Origin of the sequence: Rhizobium sp. BT03 (genome assembly GCF_030053155.1) — a bacterium.
GTDB lineage: Bacteria > Pseudomonadota > Alphaproteobacteria > Rhizobiales > Rhizobiaceae > Rhizobium.
The window spans coordinates 2,325,641-2,342,218 of the sequence record NZ_CP125640.1 but is presented as its reverse complement, the minus strand read 5'-3'; the positions used below and the strand labels follow the sequence as shown (position 1 = coordinate 2,342,218).

Genomic DNA, 16,578 nt, shown 5'->3' with positions numbered 1-16,578 from the left:
GATCGATTTCGGGTGGACTGGAAATCTGCTCCGGGCGATGATTCCCGCCGTCGATGTGGAAGGAAGAGAACGTCATGCGCAAGCCGGGTTCGATGAAGGGTCTGGAGGATCTTGGCCGGATAAGGCTGTCGCAGAACTTCTTCTTCCGCGATTTCCTGCACTCCGAAATTGCCGATTTCCACCGAATTCCCAATATTCCCGAGGACCCCGATCTGGCGATCGAGGCGGGCAGGAGGCTTTGCCAGGAATTGCTGGAGCCGCTGGAAGCGACCTTCGGGCGCCTGCATATCCGCTCCGGCTATCGCTCGCCCGATGTCAACAGATTTGGCAACGACAACAATCTGAACTGCTCGACCAATGCCGCCACCGCAGCCCATCACATCTGGGACATGCGGGACTTCGACGGCTGCATGGGCGCTGCGGTCTGCATTGCCGTGCCATGGATGATCGACCGCTACAGCGACGAAAGCGACTGGCAGCGGCTCGCCTGGTGGATCCACGATCACCTGCCTTATGCCTCGCTCTGCTTCTTCCCCAAGCTCTGGGCCTTCAATATCCAGTGGCACGAGCGGCCGAAACGGGTGATTCAGAGTTACGTCAGCCCGCGCGGCATCCTCACCAAGCCGGGCATGGCGAATTGGGAGGGGAAGCATTGCGAATGGTACGAAGGTTTTCCTGCCCTCAGAAGCTGATGCGATAGCGGATATGACCGTCGCTCTCGACATAGCTGTCGTAGAGCGCCCGGGCCGTCTTGTTCTGCTCGCTCGTATGCCAATAGAGCCGCGACCAGCCTTGCGCCTTGCCGAGTTCGACGAGATCGTCCATCAGCGCTCGCCCGACGCCTTTGCCGCGTGCCTCGGGATCGACGAACAGGTCTTCGAGATAGCAGTCCCTGCCGCGGATCCAGCTGCCCTCATGGGTGAGATAGAGCGCAAAGCCCATGATCCTGCCGTCGCCCTCGGCGACCCGCATGGCGATCGCCGACGCCGGATCGAAAACCCGGCGCCAGGTGGAATCGGTGATATCGGCATCGACCGTGACCTCGTAAAAGGTGAGATAATCAGCCCAGAGTTCGCGCCAGCGGGTTTCATCCTCGGGGCGGGCATCGCGGATCGTCACGGTCATCGGCTCTCCCTCTTTCAGTTCCCGGCTTCGTCGAGCAGCGCCATCGCCTCGTCGGAAAGGGCAAGTGTCGCCGATTTCGCCAGGCTTTCAAGCTGCGAAAGGCTGGTCGCGCTGGCAATCGGCGCCGTCACGCCCGGTTTGCGCAAGAGCCAGGCGAGCGAAATTTCCGCGGGCTTGGCGCCGGTTTCGGCGGAAACCTTGTCGAGTGCTGCAAGGATGCGCAGCCCCTTGGCGTCGAGATATTGCGAGACCCGGCCCTCGCGGGCGCGCCCCTGGGTATCGGCCTTGCTGCGGTATTTGCCGGTGAGGAAGCCGGCGGCGAGGCTGAAATAGGTGATGACGCCGATATCTTCCTCGATGCAGAGCTCGGCGAGCGGCCCCTCGAAGCTTGCGCGCTCATAGAGGTTATATTCCGGCTGTACCACATCGTAACGCGGCAGCCCGGCCTTTTCGGCAGCGTCGAAGGAAGCCTGGAGCAGCGCCGCATCATAATTCGAGCAGCCGAGGGCGCGGATCTTGCCCTGCTGCTTCAGCTTGGCATAGGCGCCGAGCGTTTCCTCGTGCGGCGTATCTGCATCCGGCCAATGCGAGAGATAGAGGTCGATATAATCGGTCTGCAGCCGGGTGAGCGAATCCTCGACCGCTTTCAGAATATAGCTCTCCTTCAGCGTTTTTCCCTGTCCCATGTCCGAGCCGACCTTGGTAACGATCACGGCCTTGTCGCGGGAGAGGCTTGCCTGTTTCAGCCAGCGCCCGATGATTTCCTCGGAATCGCCGCCCTTGTTGCCCGGAACCCAGGCGGAATAGACATCGGCCGTGTCGATCGTATTCAGGCCCGCATCGAAGAAGGCGTCGAGAATGGCGAAGGATGTTTTCTCGTCGGCCGTCCAGCCGAAGACATTGCCGCCGATGACGATCGGCGCGACCGAAAGACCTGTTTTTCCAAGCCGGCGCATTTCCATGACGCTCTCCAAAATTCTGCAATGATTGAAATCGCGGATACGGCAGAACGCCGTCCCGCAGCATGATGCCGAGAGGGGTAAGCGGTTTTCGGACGACATCATGCTCTGACGATCTGGAAGAACTTAGCGCATTGCGGGCATCCGGGAAGGCAAACTTCCGTGATTTCAGCCCGCGCCATTGCGCCGCAGCTGAGGCCTGAATATGGTTCGCGGAAATCTGTTTGGGAGGTTTGGATATGCTGCGCTTCGGTATTATTTCAACGGCGAAGATCGGCCGCGACAATGTCGTTCCCGCAATCCAGGACGCGGAAAATTGCGTCGTCACGGCGATTGCCAGCCGTGATCTCGCCCGTGCCAGGGAGATGGCCGACCGTTTCTCCGTGCCGCATGCCTTCGGCTCCTATGAGGAGATGCTGGCCTCCGATCTCATCGACGCGGTCTACATCCCGCTGCCGACCTCGCAGCATATCGAATGGTCGATCAAAGCAGCCGATGCCGGCAAGCACGTGCTCTGTGAAAAACCGCTCGCCTTGAAGGCCGGCGATATCGACGATGTGATCGCCGCCCGCGACCGCAACCGCGTGGTGGTCACCGAAGCCTATATGATCACCTATTCCCCGGTCTGGCAGAAGGTGCGCGCGCTGATCGATGAGGGCGCGATCGGCAAGCTGCGGCATGTGCAGGGCGCCTTCACCTATTTCAACCGCGATCCCGCCAACATGCGCAACGTCCCCGAGCTTGGCGGCGGCGGCCTTCCCGATATCGGCGTCTATCCCGTCATGGGCACGCGTTTTTCCACCGGCAAGGAACCGCTGCGGATCCAGGCGGTCACCGAGCGCGATCCCGAATTCGGTACGGATATCTATTCGAGCGTCAAAGCCGATTTCGGCGATTTCGAGCTGAGCTTCTATATCTCGACGCAGATGGCCAACCGCCAGGTCATGGTCTTCCACGGCACCGACGGTTACATCGAGGTGAAGTCGCCATTCAACGCCAATCGCTTTGGGCCTGAGGAGATCGAGCTTGCCGACCGCAGCCACAATGAATCGCGCATCTTCCGCTTCCAGGACAGCCGCCAGTACAAGCGTGAGGTCGAAGCCTTCGCGCGGGCGGTGAAGGACGGCAAGGAAGAACTCGTCACGCTCGAAAATTCGAAGCTGAACCAGAAGGTGATCGACGCGATCTACCGCGCCAGCGAGAAGGACGGCTGGGAAGCGGTCTAGTGCATAACCCCGAAAATCGGAATCGATTTTCGGAAAGGATTATGCGCCACTTCAAAGTGTTAGAGCGTCCTTAGCGCGTCCTTTTGGACGCGCGGCGCTCTAATCACTCGGCGCGGAAGACGAAGCGCGAATAGCCGAAGAAGCTGAAGACCATTGCCGCGATACTGGCAACCATCATCGCGCCAAGCGGCTGGAGCCCAGGCAGCGAAAGCAGCAGCGCGGAATAAAGCCCGTAATTGACGAGCGCCGCCGTGACGCCGACCGAGCCGTAGCGGAAGCCTTCGGCGGCGAGCGAACGGCCGGAGCGATCGAAGGTGAAGTTCCGGTTGAAAACCCAGGTCGCCGCCATTGCCAGCGCGATCGCGACGAGCCGTGCCAGGAAAGGCCCGAGCGGCGTCAGATGCAGCAGCGCCGACAGCACGCCGGCATCGACGAGAAAGCCGATGCCGCCGGCAATGGCGAAGCGGATGAGCTTTCTCATGCCGCATCCGCCTTGCCGGGACGCGCGTGAGATGCGGACGCTGCTTCGCTGAGCGGAGCATTGGCCGCGCTCGGCGTCTCCAGGTTCATATAATGGATTCGAAGCTGTTCGGCGCGGGCGCGGGCCACCGAATCCAGGATGACGCCGGCGGTAAACAGCATGAAGGAGATCATCATCAGCGCCATCGACAGCACCCAGGTCGGCATGCGGCTGACGAGACCCGTTGCGAAATATTCCGCCAGCACCGGCGCCATGAAGCCGAGACTCGCCAGCATGAAGGTGGCGCTGATCGTGCTGAAGAAGGCGAAGGGCCGGGTTTCCTTCATCAGCATCGCGAACATCCAGAGGATCCTGCCGCCGTCGCGGAAGGTCGAGAGCTTGGAATGCGAGCCTTCCGGCCGGCGGCCATAATCGAGTTCCAGTTCGCTGACCGGCAGTTTCAGCCGCGAGGCGTGCACGGACATTTCGGTTTCGATCTCGAAGCCGCCCGATACAGCCGGGAAGCTCTTGACGAAGCGGCGCGAGAAAGCGCGGTAGCCGGAAAAGATGTCGGTGAAGTCTGGGCCGAAGATCGTCCGGTAGAGCAGGTTGAAAAGCCGGTTGCCGAGCGCATGGCCCTGGCGGCCGGCATCGGCATGAACGCCGCGCCGGGTTCCCACCACCATGTCGGCCCGCTCGGTCAGCAGTGTGCGCACCAGTTCTTCGGCATCGGCTGGCGTATAGGTGCCGTCGCCATCGGCGATGATGTAGATGTCGGCGTCGATGTCGGCGAACATGCGGCGCACGACGTGGCCCTTGCCTTGCCGCCGCTCGCGCACGACATGCGCGCCGGCAAGCATGGCCTGCAGCGCGGTGCCGTCGGTGGAATTATTGTCGTAGACGTGGATCGTAGCATCCGGCAGCGTCGCGCGGAAACCCCGCACCACGGGGCCGATTGTCGCTGCCTCGTTATAGCAGGGAAGCAGGACGGCAATATTCGGATTATCGGTACGCGATCGGGCCATGACTCTACTCGTTACACTGAAAGCCGCACGCAGCCTAAATCACCCGCCGTTAATAAGACCCTATGACGCAGGCAAAATCGGCAGCTGCGCAAGCGGCTTTACACTTTCTTGATCGGCGACGGCTAAGCTTCGGCCATCTGGAAACGAAGCGCTAACCACGATGAATGCCGTGCAGCCGATCGCCAATGCCGCATCCGTGACCTCCGCCCAAAGGGGCGGGCTGGGCGGATTGATGATGCGTCTGTGGCCAACCGTCATCGCCTATAGCGTCGTTCTCGCCACTATCCTCCTCGTCGCCAAGCTTTTTACCGCCACCGATTATGTCGGTCCCGACAATGACGACGGAATGCGTCTCATCGAGGTTCGCGATTTCCTCGCCGGCCAGGGCTGGTTCGATCTGATGCAATATCGCCTCGGCCTCGGCAGCGGCACGCTGATGCACTGGTCGCGGCTGATCGATCTGCCGATCGCTTCGCTGATCTGGTTCTTCGGCCTGTTTGCACCGCACGAGACGGCCGAGGCGCTGGCGCTTGCCGTCTGGCCGGTTTCACTGGTTCTGCCCGCCATGCTCGCCATGGCCGTTGCGGGGCGGCGTATCGGCGGTATTGCCGGCATGCATATCTGTCTCGGTATGACCGGTCTTGCGATCTACACCGGCAACCGTTTTGCGCCTGGAGCCATCGATCATCACAATGCGCAGCTGGCGCTGGTTGCGACGATGGTGGCGATGCTGCTGGATCCGGAGCGGCGCGGCTGGAGTTATGCGGTTGCCGGCATCGCCGCAGCGGTCGCCATCGCCATCGGCGCCGAGACGACGCCTTTCGTCGCCGCCGTCTGCGTGACCATCGCTTTGCTCTGGGCCTGGGAAGGGGAAAAATTCGCCGCCGCCGCGAAGGCTTTCGGCCTGGCGCTGGCGATTGCGATCAGCATTCTCTTTGTCGCAACGGTGCCGCCCCGGCTCTATTCGACGGTCACTTGCGACAATCTCTCGCTCGGTTATTACAGCCTGGCGGCGATCGGCGGCGGGCTGCTGCTGTTTTCGGCGGTTTTTGCGAGCCGCCTGCGCCGGCCGTTGCGCTTTGCCGCACTTGGCCTCGTCGGTGCCGGCGTTCTCGGTTCGGCAATGGTGATTGCGCCGCAATGCCTGAGCGACCCGCTCGCCGGTCTCGATCCGATGCTGGTCGAGCTCTGGCTGAGGAATGTGTCGGAAGCGCAGTCGGCATTCGTTCTTCTTCGCACCGATCCCTTCTCTATCGGTGGCTTCTATGCGGCCGGCCTGTTCGCCATCGCGGTCTGCATTTTCCGTATCGTTCGGCGCGACCGCATGCAGATCCATCTGGTTCTGCTCTTCCTGCTTATCACCAGCTGGGCGATCGCGCTTGTCCAGGTGCGCGGCAGCACTTTCTCGAACCTGCTCTCCATTCTGCCGCTTGCCTTGCTGATCATCGATATCAGGCGGATATCCAACAGCGACAGCGAGAACGTTGCCGCCGCCTTCGTCTATATCGTGACGGTGCTGGCCAGCGTTCCGGCCGCCTGGGCACTCGGCGGCGGACTTGCCTCGCTGCAGATGGAGAATGGCGCCCAGAAGCAGACGGCGGAAAAGGGGCTTTCCTGCACATCGAAAGCGGCGCTGGCGCCACTCGCCGGGCTTCCGGCCGGACTGGTCTCCGCACCCTCGGAAATGGGCGTGCCGATTCTCCGTTTCACCCAAAACCGGGTTCTCTCCGCGCCCTATCACCGCAATCAGGGCGGCATGCTGACGGAGCTGCATATCGGATTGGCGGAGCCGCAGGAGGCGGAAGCCTTCCTGAAGGGCGCTGATGTGACCGTGCTTGGCTTCTGCCCCGGTGACCTGCAGACGCGGGAGATTGCCAAGCTGAAGCCGGATGGGCTCTATGCGGAGCTCGGCAAGGGCAATATTCCGCCTTATCTGGAGCCGCTTCCGAAGGCGGCCGGGGCGGGCGTTCAATTCTTTCGCTATCGGCCGGCGGCGAATTGACGCCGGCAGTTTTCGGCTAATCTTTAGTGGGAAGCGCGCGTCGCGGGGCGAAGAAGCGTTTTGGCATAGAGCCCGAGAACGAAGAGCATGAGGCCGCCATTATAGCCGAGAACGGCATAGACGAAGGCCAGGATGGAGACCGGCCCGGGCGAGGTGATCGCCGCCACCGCAAAGGTTATTCCGATCAGCGCGGCAACCAACGCGATCGCGGCAGCCGAGCGCGTTTGCCCGGCGGTGATGCCCAATGCTGCTGCTGTGAGAATAATCATTTCAGCACCTTCCCAGTGATAACGAGGGGAAGCATAGGAAGCGCCAGCTAACAAAGATTTACCGGCAGGCTCCGCCGAAAAGCCTTTGTATTGCGGTGGTTAGCAATCCCTTTCGTCTATAACGCGCATTCTAACGATGCGTTCCGCAACCAAACGGATTTACCCGATTTCGCTGTCCATCCGCCAAGCTGCCGCGACCGCATCCGCCCGCCGCCGCCGACTTCAACAGCCGGGGAAACAGCTCGCTGCGCCGATGCCGGCCTTCCCGTTTGCCGCCGATCGACATAGAAAGAAGGGATGAGCAACCTTTTCGACAGCGATTCGCCGACCAACCTTGCCGAATATTCGGTTTCGGAACTTTCCGGCTCGATCAAGCGCACCGTCGAGACGGCCTTCGACCAGGTTCGCGTGCGCGGCGAAATATCAGGCTATCGCGGGCCACACTCATCGGGTCATGCCTATTTCGCCCTGAAGGACGATCGCGCCCGCATCGACGCCGTCATCTGGAAGGGCACCTTCTCGCGGCTGAAGTTCCGTCCTGAGGAGGGCATGGAGGTGATTGCCACAGGCAAGGTCACCACCTTTCCCGGCTCCTCGAAATATCAGATCGTCATCGAGACGCTGGAGCCGGCGGGCGCCGGCGCGCTGATGGCGCTGATCGAGGAACGCAAGCGCAGGCTCGGCGCTGAAGGCCTGTTCGATGCCGCCCGCAAGAAGCGGCTGCCCTTCATGCCTGATGTGATCGGCGTCATCACCTCGCCGACCGGCGCCGTGATCCGCGATATTCTGCACCGCATCTCCGATCGTTTCCCCGTGCATGTCCTCGTCTGGCCGGTAAAGGTGCAGGGGGAGGGATCAGGCGAGGAGGTGGCGAACGCCATTCGCGGCTTCAATGCGCTGGAGCCGACAGGCGCCATTCCGCGCCCGGATGTGCTGATCGTCGCGCGCGGCGGCGGCAGCCTGGAAGATCTCTGGAGTTTCAACGATGAGATCGTCGTGCGGGCTGCGGCCGAAAGCCGGATCCCGCTGATCTCTGCGGTCGGACACGAAACCGATTGGACGCTGATCGACTATGCCGCCGATGTCCGTGCGCCGACACCGACGGGGGCTGCCGAGATGGCCGTGCCTGTGAAGGCGGAGCTTGAGGCCCAGGCCGCCGCCCTTGCCGCCCGGCTGCAGGGCTGCATGAACCGGCAGATGGATCAGCGCCGCCAGTCGGTGCGGGCTCTGATGCGGGCATTGCCGTCGCTCGATCAGCTCCTCGCCCTGCCGCGCCGGCGTTTCGACGAGGCGGCGGCCGGCCTTGGCCGCGGGCTCGAACTCAACACCATCAACAAGCGCCGCGGCTTCGAGCGCGTCGCCGCGCATCTGCGCCCTGATGTGCTGGCCAACCGCATCGCCGAGCGGCGGCAGACGCTGAACGAGCGGATGGTGCGGGCCGAGCGCATGGTCGAGCGGCTGATCGACCGCTCGAAATCTCGCGTCGGCCGCGCCGAGGCGGTCTTCGCCACACTGCCCGCCCGCCTGCAGGCGCAGACCGGCCGCGCCCGCGACCACCTCGCCAATCTCATCAGGCACGCCGACACCGCGACATCCCATCGGCTGATCCGCGCAAAAGCCGCGCTTGCGGCGCAGGATCGCGTGCTGCAGTCGCTCTCCTACAAGAATGTGCTGAAGCGCGGCTACGCAGTGATCCGCGACGAAGAGGACAGGCCGGTGTCGCAGGCTTCAGCTCTTTCGACGGGTGCCGCCGTCTCGATCGAATTTTCCGACGGCCGCATCGGCGCGGTGACCACGGAGGGCGGGGCACCGCCTGCCTCGCTGAAGAAGCGGCCTGCCAGGGAAGCCGGCGATCCGTCGAAGCAGGGAAGTCTGTTTTAGAGCGGTTCCGTGACGGCGGACAGCGTGAACGCCAAACGTGGTGGTTGCGGCATGGGTCCTCGGGCTTGACCCGAGGACCCATGCCGCAAGCACTCCGCCAGATGGTGGAAACTACTCGAAATCCGAAAGAAACTTCCTGAGCAACCGGTCGAGTTCCGCCTTATCGGCAGCGCTCAGGTTCCCCGTCAGCCGGTGCTGATTGGCGACATGGGCGTCGACGGCGGTTTCCACCGTCGTCAGCCCTTTTTCCGTCAGAGCGATCAACACGCTGCGCCTGTCATCCGGGTTGACGATGCGCTCGACGAGGCCCGCCTTTTCGAGCTGGTCGATGCGGTTCGTCATCGTGCCGGAACTGACCATCGTCATATCAAGAAGCTCGCCCGGCGAGAGCCGGTGGGGCGGGCCAGAGCGGCGAAGCGTTGCCAGCACATCGAAGGCCGAGGTGGAAAGCCCGTGTTTCAGCAGCACCGCCTCCACTTCGCGGCCGAGATGAGTGCCGAGGCGTTTGAGGCGTCCGAGGATGCCCATCGGTTCGACGTCGAGATCCGGCCGTTCCTGGCGCCATTGCGCCAGGATCTTGTCGACGTGATCCATCCTGCTGTCTTTGCTCATCATCCATCGATAACATCCATTATCTTGACGTCAAGATAAAACCGGGTAAGATGAATTTATCTTGAAATAGAGATTCTTGAGATGAAGATAAATAGCCGCTATACCGCCGATCTTGCGGTGACCGCCCTTGCACCCGCCATCTGGGGCAGCACCTATATCGTCACCACCGCATTTCTCCCGGCCGGATATCCGCTGACGGTGGTGATGCTGCGCGCGCTGCCGGCCGGGCTGCTGCTTCTGCTCCTGGTGAGAAAACTGCCCTACGGCATCTGGTGGGCAAGGGCCTTCATTCTCGGCGCGTTGAACTTCGCGTTCTTCTGGGCGATGCTCTTCGTCTCGGCCTACAGGCTGCCGGGCGGCGTTGCCGCAACGGTCGGCGCGGTGCAGCCGCTGATCGTCATCGCGCTGTCGCGGCTTTTCCTCGGCAAGGCGATCCGGCCGCTTGCCGTGCTGGCGGGTCTTACCGGCATGGCCGGCGTGGGATTGCTGGTATTGACGCCGAAGGCGGGGCTCGATCCTGCGGGCGTTGCCGCCGGTCTTGCCGGCGCCGTCTCGATGGCCTTCGGCACGGTGCTGACGCGGCGCTGGGCACCGCCGGTGTCAAACCTCACCTTCACCGCCTGGCAATTGACGGCAGGCGGCATCCTGCTGGTGCCTTTTGCGCTTTTCCTCGAACCGGCGCTGCCGGAACCGACCGTCGCAAATATCGCCGGCATCGCCTATCTCGGCCTGATCGGCGCGGCCTTCACCTATCTTCTGTGGTTTCGCGGCCTGTCGCGCATCGAGCCCTCGGCGGTCGCCTCGCTCGGCTTTCTAAGCCCCGTCGTCGCCACCCTGCTCGGCTGGCTGGCGCTCGGCCAGAGCCTGGCGCCGGCGCAGATCGCCGGCTTCGCCATGGTGCTTGCCAGCGTCTGGCTCAGTCAGCGCGCGACGATGCCGGTCAGGCCCATTCGCCCTGCCGCATCACCGGAACCCGCGAACCATCCGGCGTGACGCCGTCGATATCGACCTTATCCGAGCCGATCATCCAGTCGATATGGATCAGGCTGGAATTGCCGCCCTGCGCCTTGATCTCTTCCTGGCTCAGCGTCGCGCCGTTCAGGAAGCATTTGGAATAGCACTGGCCGAGCGCGATGTGGCACGAGGCGTTTTCATCGAACAGCGTGTTGTAGAACAGGATGCCGCTCGCCGAGATCGGCGAGGAATGCGGCACCAGTGCCACTTCGCCGAGCCGGCGCGCGCCCTCGTCGGTATCGAGCACCTTGTTCAGGACCTCTTCGCCGCGCGATGCCTTGGCCTCGACGATGCGCCCGGCCTCGAAGCGCACCTGGATATTGTCGATCAGCGTGCCTTGGTGCGACAGCGGCTTGGTGCTGGAAACATGGCCTTCGACGCGCAGCGCATGCGGCGTGGTGAAAACTTCCTCGGTCGGAATGTTCGGGTTGCAGGTAATGCCGTTCTTGGCGGTGGAAGCGCCGCCATGCCATTCATGCCCGTCGGCAAGCCCGACCGTCAGGTCGGTGCCCGGTCCCTGGAAATGCAGCGAAGCGAAGCGCTCGCCGTTCAGCCAGGCGGAGCGCTTGGCCAGATTGGCATTGTGCTCGGCCCAGGCGGCGACGGGATCGCTGACATCGACGCGCGATGCGGCAAAGATCGCCTTGGCGAGCTTGGCGATGGCGATCGGTTCAGGATCGCCGGGGAAGACCACCTTGGCCCAGGACGGATTGGGATAGGAGACGATGTTCCAGTTGATGTCGAAATTCGAGATCTTTTCCAGCGCCGGCTTGTAGGCGGTCGATGTGGCGCGGTTGGCGCGGCCGACCTTGCCGGCATCCTGCTCGGACAGGAGCAGCGGATTGTCGCCGGCGACCGCAAGGCGCGCCGCCCCGTTGGCATAGGCCTTGGCCATGCCCTCATAGAGCCAGTCGGAGGCGCGGTCGAAGCTCTCGTCGCTGCCGTGCTGATAGCGTGCCAGCGTCGTTTCCTCGTCGGAATAGAAGGCGGTGACGAGGCCGGCGCCGGCCTGATAGGCGTGCTTGGTGATCAGCCGAACGAGCGGCAGCGCGACCACAGGCGCGGTGATCACCAGATCCTGACCCTTGCGCAGCTGCAGCCCGACCTTGACGGCGACCTCAGCAAGCTTCTCCAGCTTGACGGGATCAATGGTGTTCTGGCTCTGGGGCATGAAAGTCATGGTTCAACCTGCCTTCTGTCGTCGACGCTAGAGCAATTCCAGGAAAAGTGCGAAGCGGTTTTCCGTCCGGAATTGCGTAAATCCAAAAGATTGGAGCGGTTCTGCGCTTCCGTGAAAAGCTGAACCACTCCAAGAGGCTGGCAGACTTAGACCCGTTTGCGGCGAAAATGAAGCGTCGTGTCGCCGAATTGCTGGCGGCCGGATGGATGTCCGGCCGCCAGGTTGCGCTTCAGGCGGCGGCAGGCAGCCTGAGCAGGATCGAGTTATGCTTCTGCAGGAATTCCATCAGCCGCTGCGGGTAATCCTCGCCAACGGCGGCCTTCACGCTCGCGCGTTCGGACAGCGCCTTGCGCCAGCGCTTCACCCGCGCGAGCCCTTCGAAGATGCCGCTGTCACTGAGCGTATCGAAGAGATCGAAATAGCGGAAGACCGGCGCGAAGACGGCATCGACCAGGCTGAAGCTGCTGCCGGAAAAATAAGGTCCGTCGCCCAACACCCCTTCCAGCGTCGCGAATTTTGCAATGAGCGCCTTGCGCTTGGCCTCCAGCTGCAGTTCATCCTGTGCCGTTTCATAACCCCAGAGATCGGACAGCACGGACGAACCGAATTCCATCCAGCCTCGATTGAAGGCGCGCGTCAGCGCGTCTTTGGGATGCAGCGCGACGCCCGGCTGCGTTTCCTCCAGATATTCGCAGATGACGCTGCTTTCGAACAGGACGGCCTCGCTGCTATCCTCCTCCTCGATCCTGAGCAGTGGCACCTTGCCGAGCGGCGAAATTTTCAGGAACCAATCCGGCTTGTCGGCAAGATCGATGTTGATGCGCTCGAACGGCACGCCCTTTTCGAGAAGCGCGATCGCCGCGCGCTGCACATAGGGGCAGAGGTGATGGCTGATGAGGGTAAGCCTGCTCATGGAAATCTCCTGTCACAATCTATGCAAATGCATCTAATAGCGCTTGCGGCGGAATTCAAGATAGATGTAATTGCATTTATGTCGGAGAAAATGCCGAAACCGAGCGAAGCCTCCACCCTTGCCTGGACGAGCATCATGCGCGCTCGCGAGCGTCTGCTCGGCGCAATCGAAGCCGAGCTGAAGGCGGCCGGCATGCCGCCGCTTGCCTGGTATGACGTGCTGTGGGAACTGGTGCGCGCCGGAGATGGCAGGCTGCGCCCCTATGAGATCGAAGAGCGGACGCTGCTTGCGCAATATAATCTTTCCCGCCTGATCGACCGGCTGGAAAGGGAGGGCTTCGTCCGCCGCGAAGTCTTCGCCGAGGATGGACGCGGCCGCTGGGTTGTGATCACCGAGGCTGGCCGGCAGCTCCGCGAGCGTATGTGGGCCGTCTATGCCGGCGCGATCGAGACCCATATCGGCTGCAAGCTTGCCGAAAACGAGGCGAAGACGCTTGCCGGCCTGCTCGACCGTTTTCTCTAGGATCAGGCGACCAACGATGCAGCGACCGCCTTCAAGGCCTTCAGCGCCTCCTTGGGATCGAGCCGCACCTGCAGCCCGCGCTGCCCGCCATTGATATAGACGAGCGGTTCGGCAAGGGCGGCTTCCTCGATTGCCGTCGGCACGGTCTTCTTCTGGCCGAAGGGGCTGATGCCGCCGACATGATAACCCGTCAGCCGTTCGGCATCGGCAGGCTTCATCATATTGGCCGATTTGCCGCCAAAGGCACTGGCAAGCTTCTTCATGCTGACCTCGCGATCCGACGGCACGACGACGCAGACCGGCTTGCCGTCCACCTCGGCCATCAGCGTCTTCAGCACCCGATGCGGCGCTTCGCCTAGGGCCTCGGCCGCCTGCAGCCCGACGCGCTCGGCGCCGGGATCGTAATCATAGGTGTGGATGGTGAAGGCGACGCCTGCCTGGGAAAGAAGCTGTGTCGCGCGTGTGGTCTTGGACATTGGCCGCCGATCATCCCGCGAATGTGCCGGCGTAAACCTCCGGCTTGAACCCGACCAGCAGCTTGCCCTTCGCCGCCAACACCGGACGCTTGATCATCGACGGCTGCTCGAGCATCAGCGCGATCGCCTTTTCCCGGGTCAGGTTCTCGCGCTCGGCATCGGGCAGTTTGCGGAAAGTGGTGCCGGCGCGGTTGAGCACGGTATCGAGGCCGGCCTGATCGATCCAGGATTCGAGATGGGCGCGGTCGATGCCCGATGCCTTGTAATCGTGAAATTCATAGGCGACGCCGTGGTCTTCCAGCCAGCTGCGGGCCTTCTTCATCGTGTCGCAATTCTTGATGCCATAAATGGTGACAGTCATGCCGATCGATCTCCCTGTGATGACAGCGGGATAACATGCGCAAAGGGCGGCGCAAACGCCGTGCGGCATTTATCCCCGGCAGCGCCTGCTCAATTCTCCAGTGCGCCGGCCTTGCGGGAGGCGTTGCTGGGACCGCCGCAGGCGATCTTCATCAGATCGCCGCGCCGCCGCACCAGCCGGTCGGATGTCCGGGTCAGGATCAGCCCATCCTGCGGCGCATGCAGGTCGAGGCTGCCGCCCGGCTGCCCCGGCCGGGTGACGATCGTCGCCAGAAGCTCGCCCTCAGCAACCCTGTCGCCGATCTTGCGATGGAAAAGCACCGCCCCGCCTTCGGGCGCCCTGAGGATCTCGACATTGTCGAGCGGCACGGCGGGACCGGAAAATGCCGTCGGCGTCGTCCCGCCGCTGACGATCCCGCGCGCCGCAAGGAAACGCCAGAGCCCGTCGGCATCCTGCTTCGCCAGCAGCGGATCGACGTCGCGCTTGCCGCGCAGCTCGACGGTGACGGAAAGCCTGCCCGGCAGCCGGGACCGGCGCTCGCCGGGAACCTCGTATTTCCAGGCAAAGCCGACGGCCTCTTCGAAGGCCGAGCTTTCGCCATCCGAAAGCAGCACGGCCTGCATGTCGAGCGCGCCGGCAAGATCGGCCGCTTCAGGCCAGAAAGCCTCGTCGATATAGGCATATTGCAGGGATTCGTCGTCGCAATGCAGGTCGAGGACGAGATCGGCGCCGAGCGCCATATGCAGGAGTTGCCGCTTCAGTCTGTCGGTAGCCGGGTAATCGTCGAGTTCTTCGATCAGCGTTGCTCGATCGGCAAGGGAGATCAGCGGAAAATCCCGGTTGAAATTGGTGCGGGAGCCGAGGTCGAAACGGCCCTGCAAATCACCGAAATGCGACTGCGCCGCCCCGATCGGATTGGCCTGCGGCACGATGGTGATGTCGCCAGCGATCCCGCCTTCGCTTTCCGCCTGCCGCAGCCGCTCGCAGAGGAAATGCAGGAGCGCCGTTCCCGGCAGTTCGCCGGCATGCAGTGCCGCCTGGATATAGATCGTCGGCGCTTTCGGATCGCGGCCGGCAAAATGCAGCACCGGCAGCCGCCACTCCGTTCCCGGCGTATCGCCGGGGATGAGGATCTCTGAAACATCCATGCTGTCGTCGCTCCGCATTTGCCATCCGAACGGTTCCTCCAGCTTTATGCGCGGATGTCCGGCAAGCGCAAGCCTCACCGGGCACGGTGCCCTCAGCCGAGCAGCGGCCAGCGATCGATGATGTGGTGTTCGCTCTTGCCGAGAAGGCTGTGGATCAGCAGGAATTCCCGCGCCGTCCATGAAACCGGTTGGTCGAGGCTCGTCGGCGGCACCGCTTTGCGGTCATAGAGCAGCGTCATATGCGGCGTGAAATTGCGATCGATATTGTGATGCAAGCCGGTATTGTGCATGCCGACGCCCAACTGGACATGCAGGCGCATGAGCGGCATCGACCCGCCTTTGCTGCAGAGCACTAGAGGCCGCACCTTGCCTTCCCGCTTGAAGCTCATGATCCTGTGGCGCCGGCCTGCCGGGCCGCAAAGATCACGTCCTCCGGCAACACGTCATAGTCGCCGATGCCGATAACGCTCACATGCAGGGTCGTCAGCCGCGGCGTTGCGGAAAGGCAGAAGGTCTTGCCATAGTCATCGGCGATCGAAGCCGCTTGCCGTTCGACGGTCGTAGCCGGGCGGAGCGCAAAGAAAAGCCTGTGGCCGCCGTTCCGGCTTTCACCCGCCCGCCCGCGCCGATTTTGACCATGGTCGAAATCGAAGGAAATCTGGTCCATGGCCTGTCAGGTCGTCATGACCGCCTCGCGCTCCCAAAACGGGTGAAAGATACGCCGGCAAGGGAGAATATCAAGAACAAAAAAAGAACGAGATGCGCAAGAATCGGGTTGAAACGGCGGCGGTCCCGTACGATTTTGGTGGTAATCGACAACGCGGAGGCTGTGTCATGGCCGAGACGATCCATCACTATCACATCTTCGAAACCGCGGGCGGTTTCTGCGGCATCGCCTGGAGCGACGCCGGCATCACCCGTTTCCAGCTGCCGACGAAGTCAGCGGAAGCGACCGAACGCCTGCTGCTGCGACGCCTGCCGGAGGCCGAACCCGGCGCGCCGGCACCTGATGTGCTCGAAACGGTCGCCGCCGTGAAGCGCTATTTCCAGGGTGAGGAAACGGACTTTTCCGGCGTCGAACTCGATCTTGCCGGGCAGGATGCCTTCTTCAGGGATATTTACGCGGCGGCACGGCGTGTCGGCTGGGGCCGCACGACCACCTACGGCGCGCTGGCGAAGGAGCTTGGCGCCGGGCCGGAAGCCGCCCGCGATGTCGGCCAGGCGATGGCGAAGAACCCTGTCGCACTGATCATTCCCTGCCACCGGGTGCTGGCGGCTGGCGGCAAGATCGGCGGCTTCTCCGCTCCCGGCGGCTCGTCGTCGAAGACCCGCATGCTGGAGCTCGAAGGCGTCAACCTCGCCCCGCCGCCGCCCGCCCAGCAGTCGCTGGGCTTTTAGGCGTGAC

General features: G+C 62.8%; 20 protein-coding genes. 7 read left to right on the top strand and 13 right to left on the bottom strand.

The genetic code is table 11. The features are described from left to right. Nucleotides 1-74: 74 nt before the first annotated feature. Complete coding sequence (locus QMO80_RS11570; protein WP_283196746.1) at nucleotides 75-692, top strand: hypothetical protein; 618 nt, start codon at nucleotides 75-77, stop codon at nucleotides 690-692. Here the strand turns inward: QMO80_RS11570 and QMO80_RS11565 are convergent. Continuing rightward, the gene (locus QMO80_RS11565; RefSeq protein ID WP_283196745.1) at nucleotides 682-1,125 is read right to left on the bottom strand and encodes a GNAT family N-acetyltransferase; all 444 of its coding nucleotides are present in this window, start codon (nucleotides 1,123-1,125) and stop codon (nucleotides 682-684) included. The genes QMO80_RS11570 and QMO80_RS11565 overlap by 11 nt on opposite strands. A gap of 14 nt (nucleotides 1,126-1,139) precedes the next feature. After that, nucleotides 1,140-2,087: an aldo/keto reductase gene (locus QMO80_RS11560; RefSeq protein ID WP_283196744.1), complete on the bottom strand. Its 948-nt coding sequence runs from the start codon at nucleotides 2,085-2,087 to the stop codon at nucleotides 1,140-1,142. A gap of 236 nt (nucleotides 2,088-2,323) precedes the next feature. Between QMO80_RS11560 and QMO80_RS11555 the strand changes: the two genes are divergently transcribed. After that, nucleotides 2,324-3,310, top strand: a complete 987-nt coding sequence (locus QMO80_RS11555; protein WP_283196743.1) for a Gfo/Idh/MocA family protein — start codon at nucleotides 2,324-2,326, stop codon at nucleotides 3,308-3,310. 103 nt (nucleotides 3,311-3,413) lie between these two features. On the opposite strand, the gene QMO80_RS11550 is transcribed toward QMO80_RS11555, so the two are convergent. Continuing rightward, nucleotides 3,414-3,791: a GtrA family protein gene (locus QMO80_RS11550; protein ID WP_283196742.1), complete on the bottom strand. Its 378-nt coding sequence runs from the start codon at nucleotides 3,789-3,791 to the stop codon at nucleotides 3,414-3,416. Next, nucleotides 3,788-4,795, bottom strand: a complete 1,008-nt coding sequence (locus QMO80_RS11545) for a glycosyltransferase (RefSeq protein WP_283196741.1) — start codon at nucleotides 4,793-4,795, stop codon at nucleotides 3,788-3,790. Before QMO80_RS11545 ends, QMO80_RS11550 begins: the two co-directional genes overlap by 4 nt. A gap of 160 nt (nucleotides 4,796-4,955) precedes the next feature. Between QMO80_RS11545 and QMO80_RS11540 the strand changes: the two genes are divergently transcribed. Next, nucleotides 4,956-6,797 (top strand): hypothetical protein, encoded by a 1,842-nt coding sequence (locus QMO80_RS11540; protein ID WP_283196740.1) that lies wholly within the window; start codon nucleotides 4,956-4,958, stop codon nucleotides 6,795-6,797. Nucleotides 6,798-6,820: 23 nt separating this feature from the next. Here QMO80_RS11540 and QMO80_RS11535 read toward each other — a convergent pair whose 3' ends face one another. Continuing rightward, complete coding sequence (locus QMO80_RS11535; protein ID WP_283196739.1) at nucleotides 6,821-7,066, bottom strand: hypothetical protein; 246 nt, start codon at nucleotides 7,064-7,066, stop codon at nucleotides 6,821-6,823. 297 nt (nucleotides 7,067-7,363) lie between these two features. Between QMO80_RS11535 and xseA the strand changes: the two genes are divergently transcribed. After that, nucleotides 7,364-8,947: an exodeoxyribonuclease VII large subunit gene (gene xseA, locus QMO80_RS11530; RefSeq protein WP_283196738.1), complete on the top strand. Its 1,584-nt coding sequence runs from the start codon at nucleotides 7,364-7,366 to the stop codon at nucleotides 8,945-8,947. 111 nt (nucleotides 8,948-9,058) lie between these two features. Here xseA and QMO80_RS11525 read toward each other — a convergent pair whose 3' ends face one another. Next, a complete protein-coding gene (locus QMO80_RS11525) occupies nucleotides 9,059-9,559 on the bottom strand; it encodes a MarR family winged helix-turn-helix transcriptional regulator (protein ID WP_283200170.1) in 501 nt (166 codons plus the stop codon). 81 nt (nucleotides 9,560-9,640) lie between these two features. On the opposite strand from QMO80_RS11525, the gene QMO80_RS11520 reads away from it, so the two are divergent. Further along, entirely contained in the window at nucleotides 9,641-10,552 is a 912-nt protein-coding gene (locus tag QMO80_RS11520; protein WP_283196737.1) for an EamA family transporter, read from the top strand. Here QMO80_RS11520 and QMO80_RS11515 read toward each other — a convergent pair. Continuing rightward, nucleotides 10,500-11,753 carry an aminopeptidase gene (locus QMO80_RS11515; protein ID WP_283196736.1) on the bottom strand — a complete coding sequence of 418 codons (1,254 nt, stop codon included), beginning with the start codon at nucleotides 11,751-11,753 and terminating at the stop codon, nucleotides 10,500-10,502. The two genes, QMO80_RS11520 and QMO80_RS11515, sit on opposite strands and share 53 nt — an antisense overlap. A 229-nt stretch (nucleotides 11,754-11,982) precedes the next feature. Further along, complete coding sequence (locus QMO80_RS11510) at nucleotides 11,983-12,666, bottom strand: glutathione S-transferase family protein (protein ID WP_283196735.1); 684 nt, start codon at nucleotides 12,664-12,666, stop codon at nucleotides 11,983-11,985. Nucleotides 12,667-12,744: 78 nt separating this feature from the next. On the opposite strand from QMO80_RS11510, the gene QMO80_RS11505 reads away from it, so the two are divergent. Continuing rightward, nucleotides 12,745-13,188 carry a MarR family winged helix-turn-helix transcriptional regulator gene (locus QMO80_RS11505; RefSeq protein ID WP_283196734.1) on the top strand — a complete coding sequence of 148 codons (444 nt, stop codon included), beginning with the start codon at nucleotides 12,745-12,747 and terminating at the stop codon, nucleotides 13,186-13,188. Nucleotides 13,189-13,190: 2 nt separating this feature from the next. On the opposite strand, the gene ybaK is transcribed toward QMO80_RS11505, so the two are convergent. The 5 genes from ybaK to QMO80_RS11480 form a co-directional block, all read right to left on the bottom strand. After that, nucleotides 13,191-13,664, bottom strand: coding sequence for a Cys-tRNA(Pro) deacylase (gene ybaK / locus QMO80_RS11500; protein ID WP_283196733.1), 474 nt, complete (start codon nucleotides 13,662-13,664; stop codon nucleotides 13,191-13,193). 10 nt (nucleotides 13,665-13,674) lie between these two features. Then, nucleotides 13,675-14,025, bottom strand: a complete 351-nt coding sequence (locus QMO80_RS11495; protein ID WP_283196732.1) for an ArsC family reductase — start codon at nucleotides 14,023-14,025, stop codon at nucleotides 13,675-13,677. Nucleotides 14,026-14,114: 89 nt separating this feature from the next. After that, a complete protein-coding gene (locus tag QMO80_RS11490) occupies nucleotides 14,115-15,173 on the bottom strand; it encodes a succinylglutamate desuccinylase/aspartoacylase family protein (RefSeq protein ID WP_283196731.1) in 1,059 nt (352 codons plus the stop codon). Between the two features lie 92 nt (nucleotides 15,174-15,265). After that, nucleotides 15,266-15,502, bottom strand: coding sequence for a 2'-5' RNA ligase family protein (locus tag QMO80_RS11485; RefSeq protein ID WP_283196730.1), 237 nt, complete (start codon nucleotides 15,500-15,502; stop codon nucleotides 15,266-15,268). 56 nt (nucleotides 15,503-15,558) lie between these two features. Continuing rightward, on the bottom strand, nucleotides 15,559-15,840 hold the full coding sequence (locus QMO80_RS11480) for a hypothetical protein (protein WP_283196729.1): 282 nt from the start codon (nucleotides 15,838-15,840) through the stop codon (nucleotides 15,559-15,561). Nucleotides 15,841-16,007: 167 nt separating this feature from the next. On the opposite strand from QMO80_RS11480, the gene QMO80_RS11475 reads away from it, so the two are divergent. Beyond that, nucleotides 16,008-16,571, top strand: a complete 564-nt coding sequence (locus QMO80_RS11475; RefSeq protein WP_283196728.1) for a methylated-DNA--[protein]-cysteine S-methyltransferase — start codon at nucleotides 16,008-16,010, stop codon at nucleotides 16,569-16,571. The last annotated feature ends 7 nt before the right edge of the window (nucleotides 16,572-16,578 follow it).

Coding starts and splice junctions, on each gene's coding strand:
- QMO80_RS11480 (WP_283196729.1), bottom strand. CDS start 15,840: ATGGACCAGATTTCCTTCGATTTCGACCATGGTCAAAATCGGCGCGGG.
- QMO80_RS11485 (WP_283196730.1), bottom strand. CDS start 15,502: ATGCCGCTCATGCGCCTGCATGTCCAGTTGGGCGTCGGCATGCACAAT.
- xseA (WP_283196738.1), top strand. CDS start 7,364: ATGAGCAACCTTTTCGACAGCGATTCGCCGACCAACCTTGCCGAATAT.
- QMO80_RS11550 (WP_283196742.1), bottom strand. CDS start 3,791: ATGAGAAAGCTCATCCGCTTCGCCATTGCCGGCGGCATCGGCTTTCTC.
- QMO80_RS11540 (WP_283196740.1), top strand. CDS start 4,956: ATGAATGCCGTGCAGCCGATCGCCAATGCCGCATCCGTGACCTCCGCC.
- QMO80_RS11515 (WP_283196736.1), bottom strand. CDS start 11,753: ATGACTTTCATGCCCCAGAGCCAGAACACCATTGATCCCGTCAAGCTG.
- QMO80_RS11570 (WP_283196746.1), top strand. CDS start 75: ATGCGCAAGCCGGGTTCGATGAAGGGTCTGGAGGATCTTGGCCGGATA.
- QMO80_RS11475 (WP_283196728.1), top strand. CDS start 16,008: ATGGCCGAGACGATCCATCACTATCACATCTTCGAAACCGCGGGCGGT.
- QMO80_RS11560 (WP_283196744.1), bottom strand. CDS start 2,087: ATGGAAATGCGCCGGCTTGGAAAAACAGGTCTTTCGGTCGCGCCGATC.
- QMO80_RS11510 (WP_283196735.1), bottom strand. CDS start 12,666: ATGAGCAGGCTTACCCTCATCAGCCATCACCTCTGCCCCTATGTGCAG.
- QMO80_RS11505 (WP_283196734.1), top strand. CDS start 12,745: ATGTCGGAGAAAATGCCGAAACCGAGCGAAGCCTCCACCCTTGCCTGG.
- QMO80_RS11545 (WP_283196741.1), bottom strand. CDS start 4,795: ATGGCCCGATCGCGTACCGATAATCCGAATATTGCCGTCCTGCTTCCC.
- QMO80_RS11535 (WP_283196739.1), bottom strand. CDS start 7,066: ATGATTATTCTCACAGCAGCAGCATTGGGCATCACCGCCGGGCAAACG.
- QMO80_RS11555 (WP_283196743.1), top strand. CDS start 2,324: ATGCTGCGCTTCGGTATTATTTCAACGGCGAAGATCGGCCGCGACAAT.
- QMO80_RS11525 (WP_283200170.1), bottom strand. CDS start 9,559: ATGAGCAAAGACAGCAGGATGGATCACGTCGACAAGATCCTGGCGCAA.
- QMO80_RS11495 (WP_283196732.1), bottom strand. CDS start 14,025: ATGACTGTCACCATTTATGGCATCAAGAATTGCGACACGATGAAGAAG.
- QMO80_RS11520 (WP_283196737.1), top strand. CDS start 9,641: ATGAAGATAAATAGCCGCTATACCGCCGATCTTGCGGTGACCGCCCTT.
- ybaK (WP_283196733.1), bottom strand. CDS start 13,664: ATGTCCAAGACCACACGCGCGACACAGCTTCTTTCCCAGGCAGGCGTC.
- QMO80_RS11490 (WP_283196731.1), bottom strand. CDS start 15,173: ATGGATGTTTCAGAGATCCTCATCCCCGGCGATACGCCGGGAACGGAG.
- QMO80_RS11565 (WP_283196745.1), bottom strand. CDS start 1,125: ATGACCGTGACGATCCGCGATGCCCGCCCCGAGGATGAAACCCGCTGG.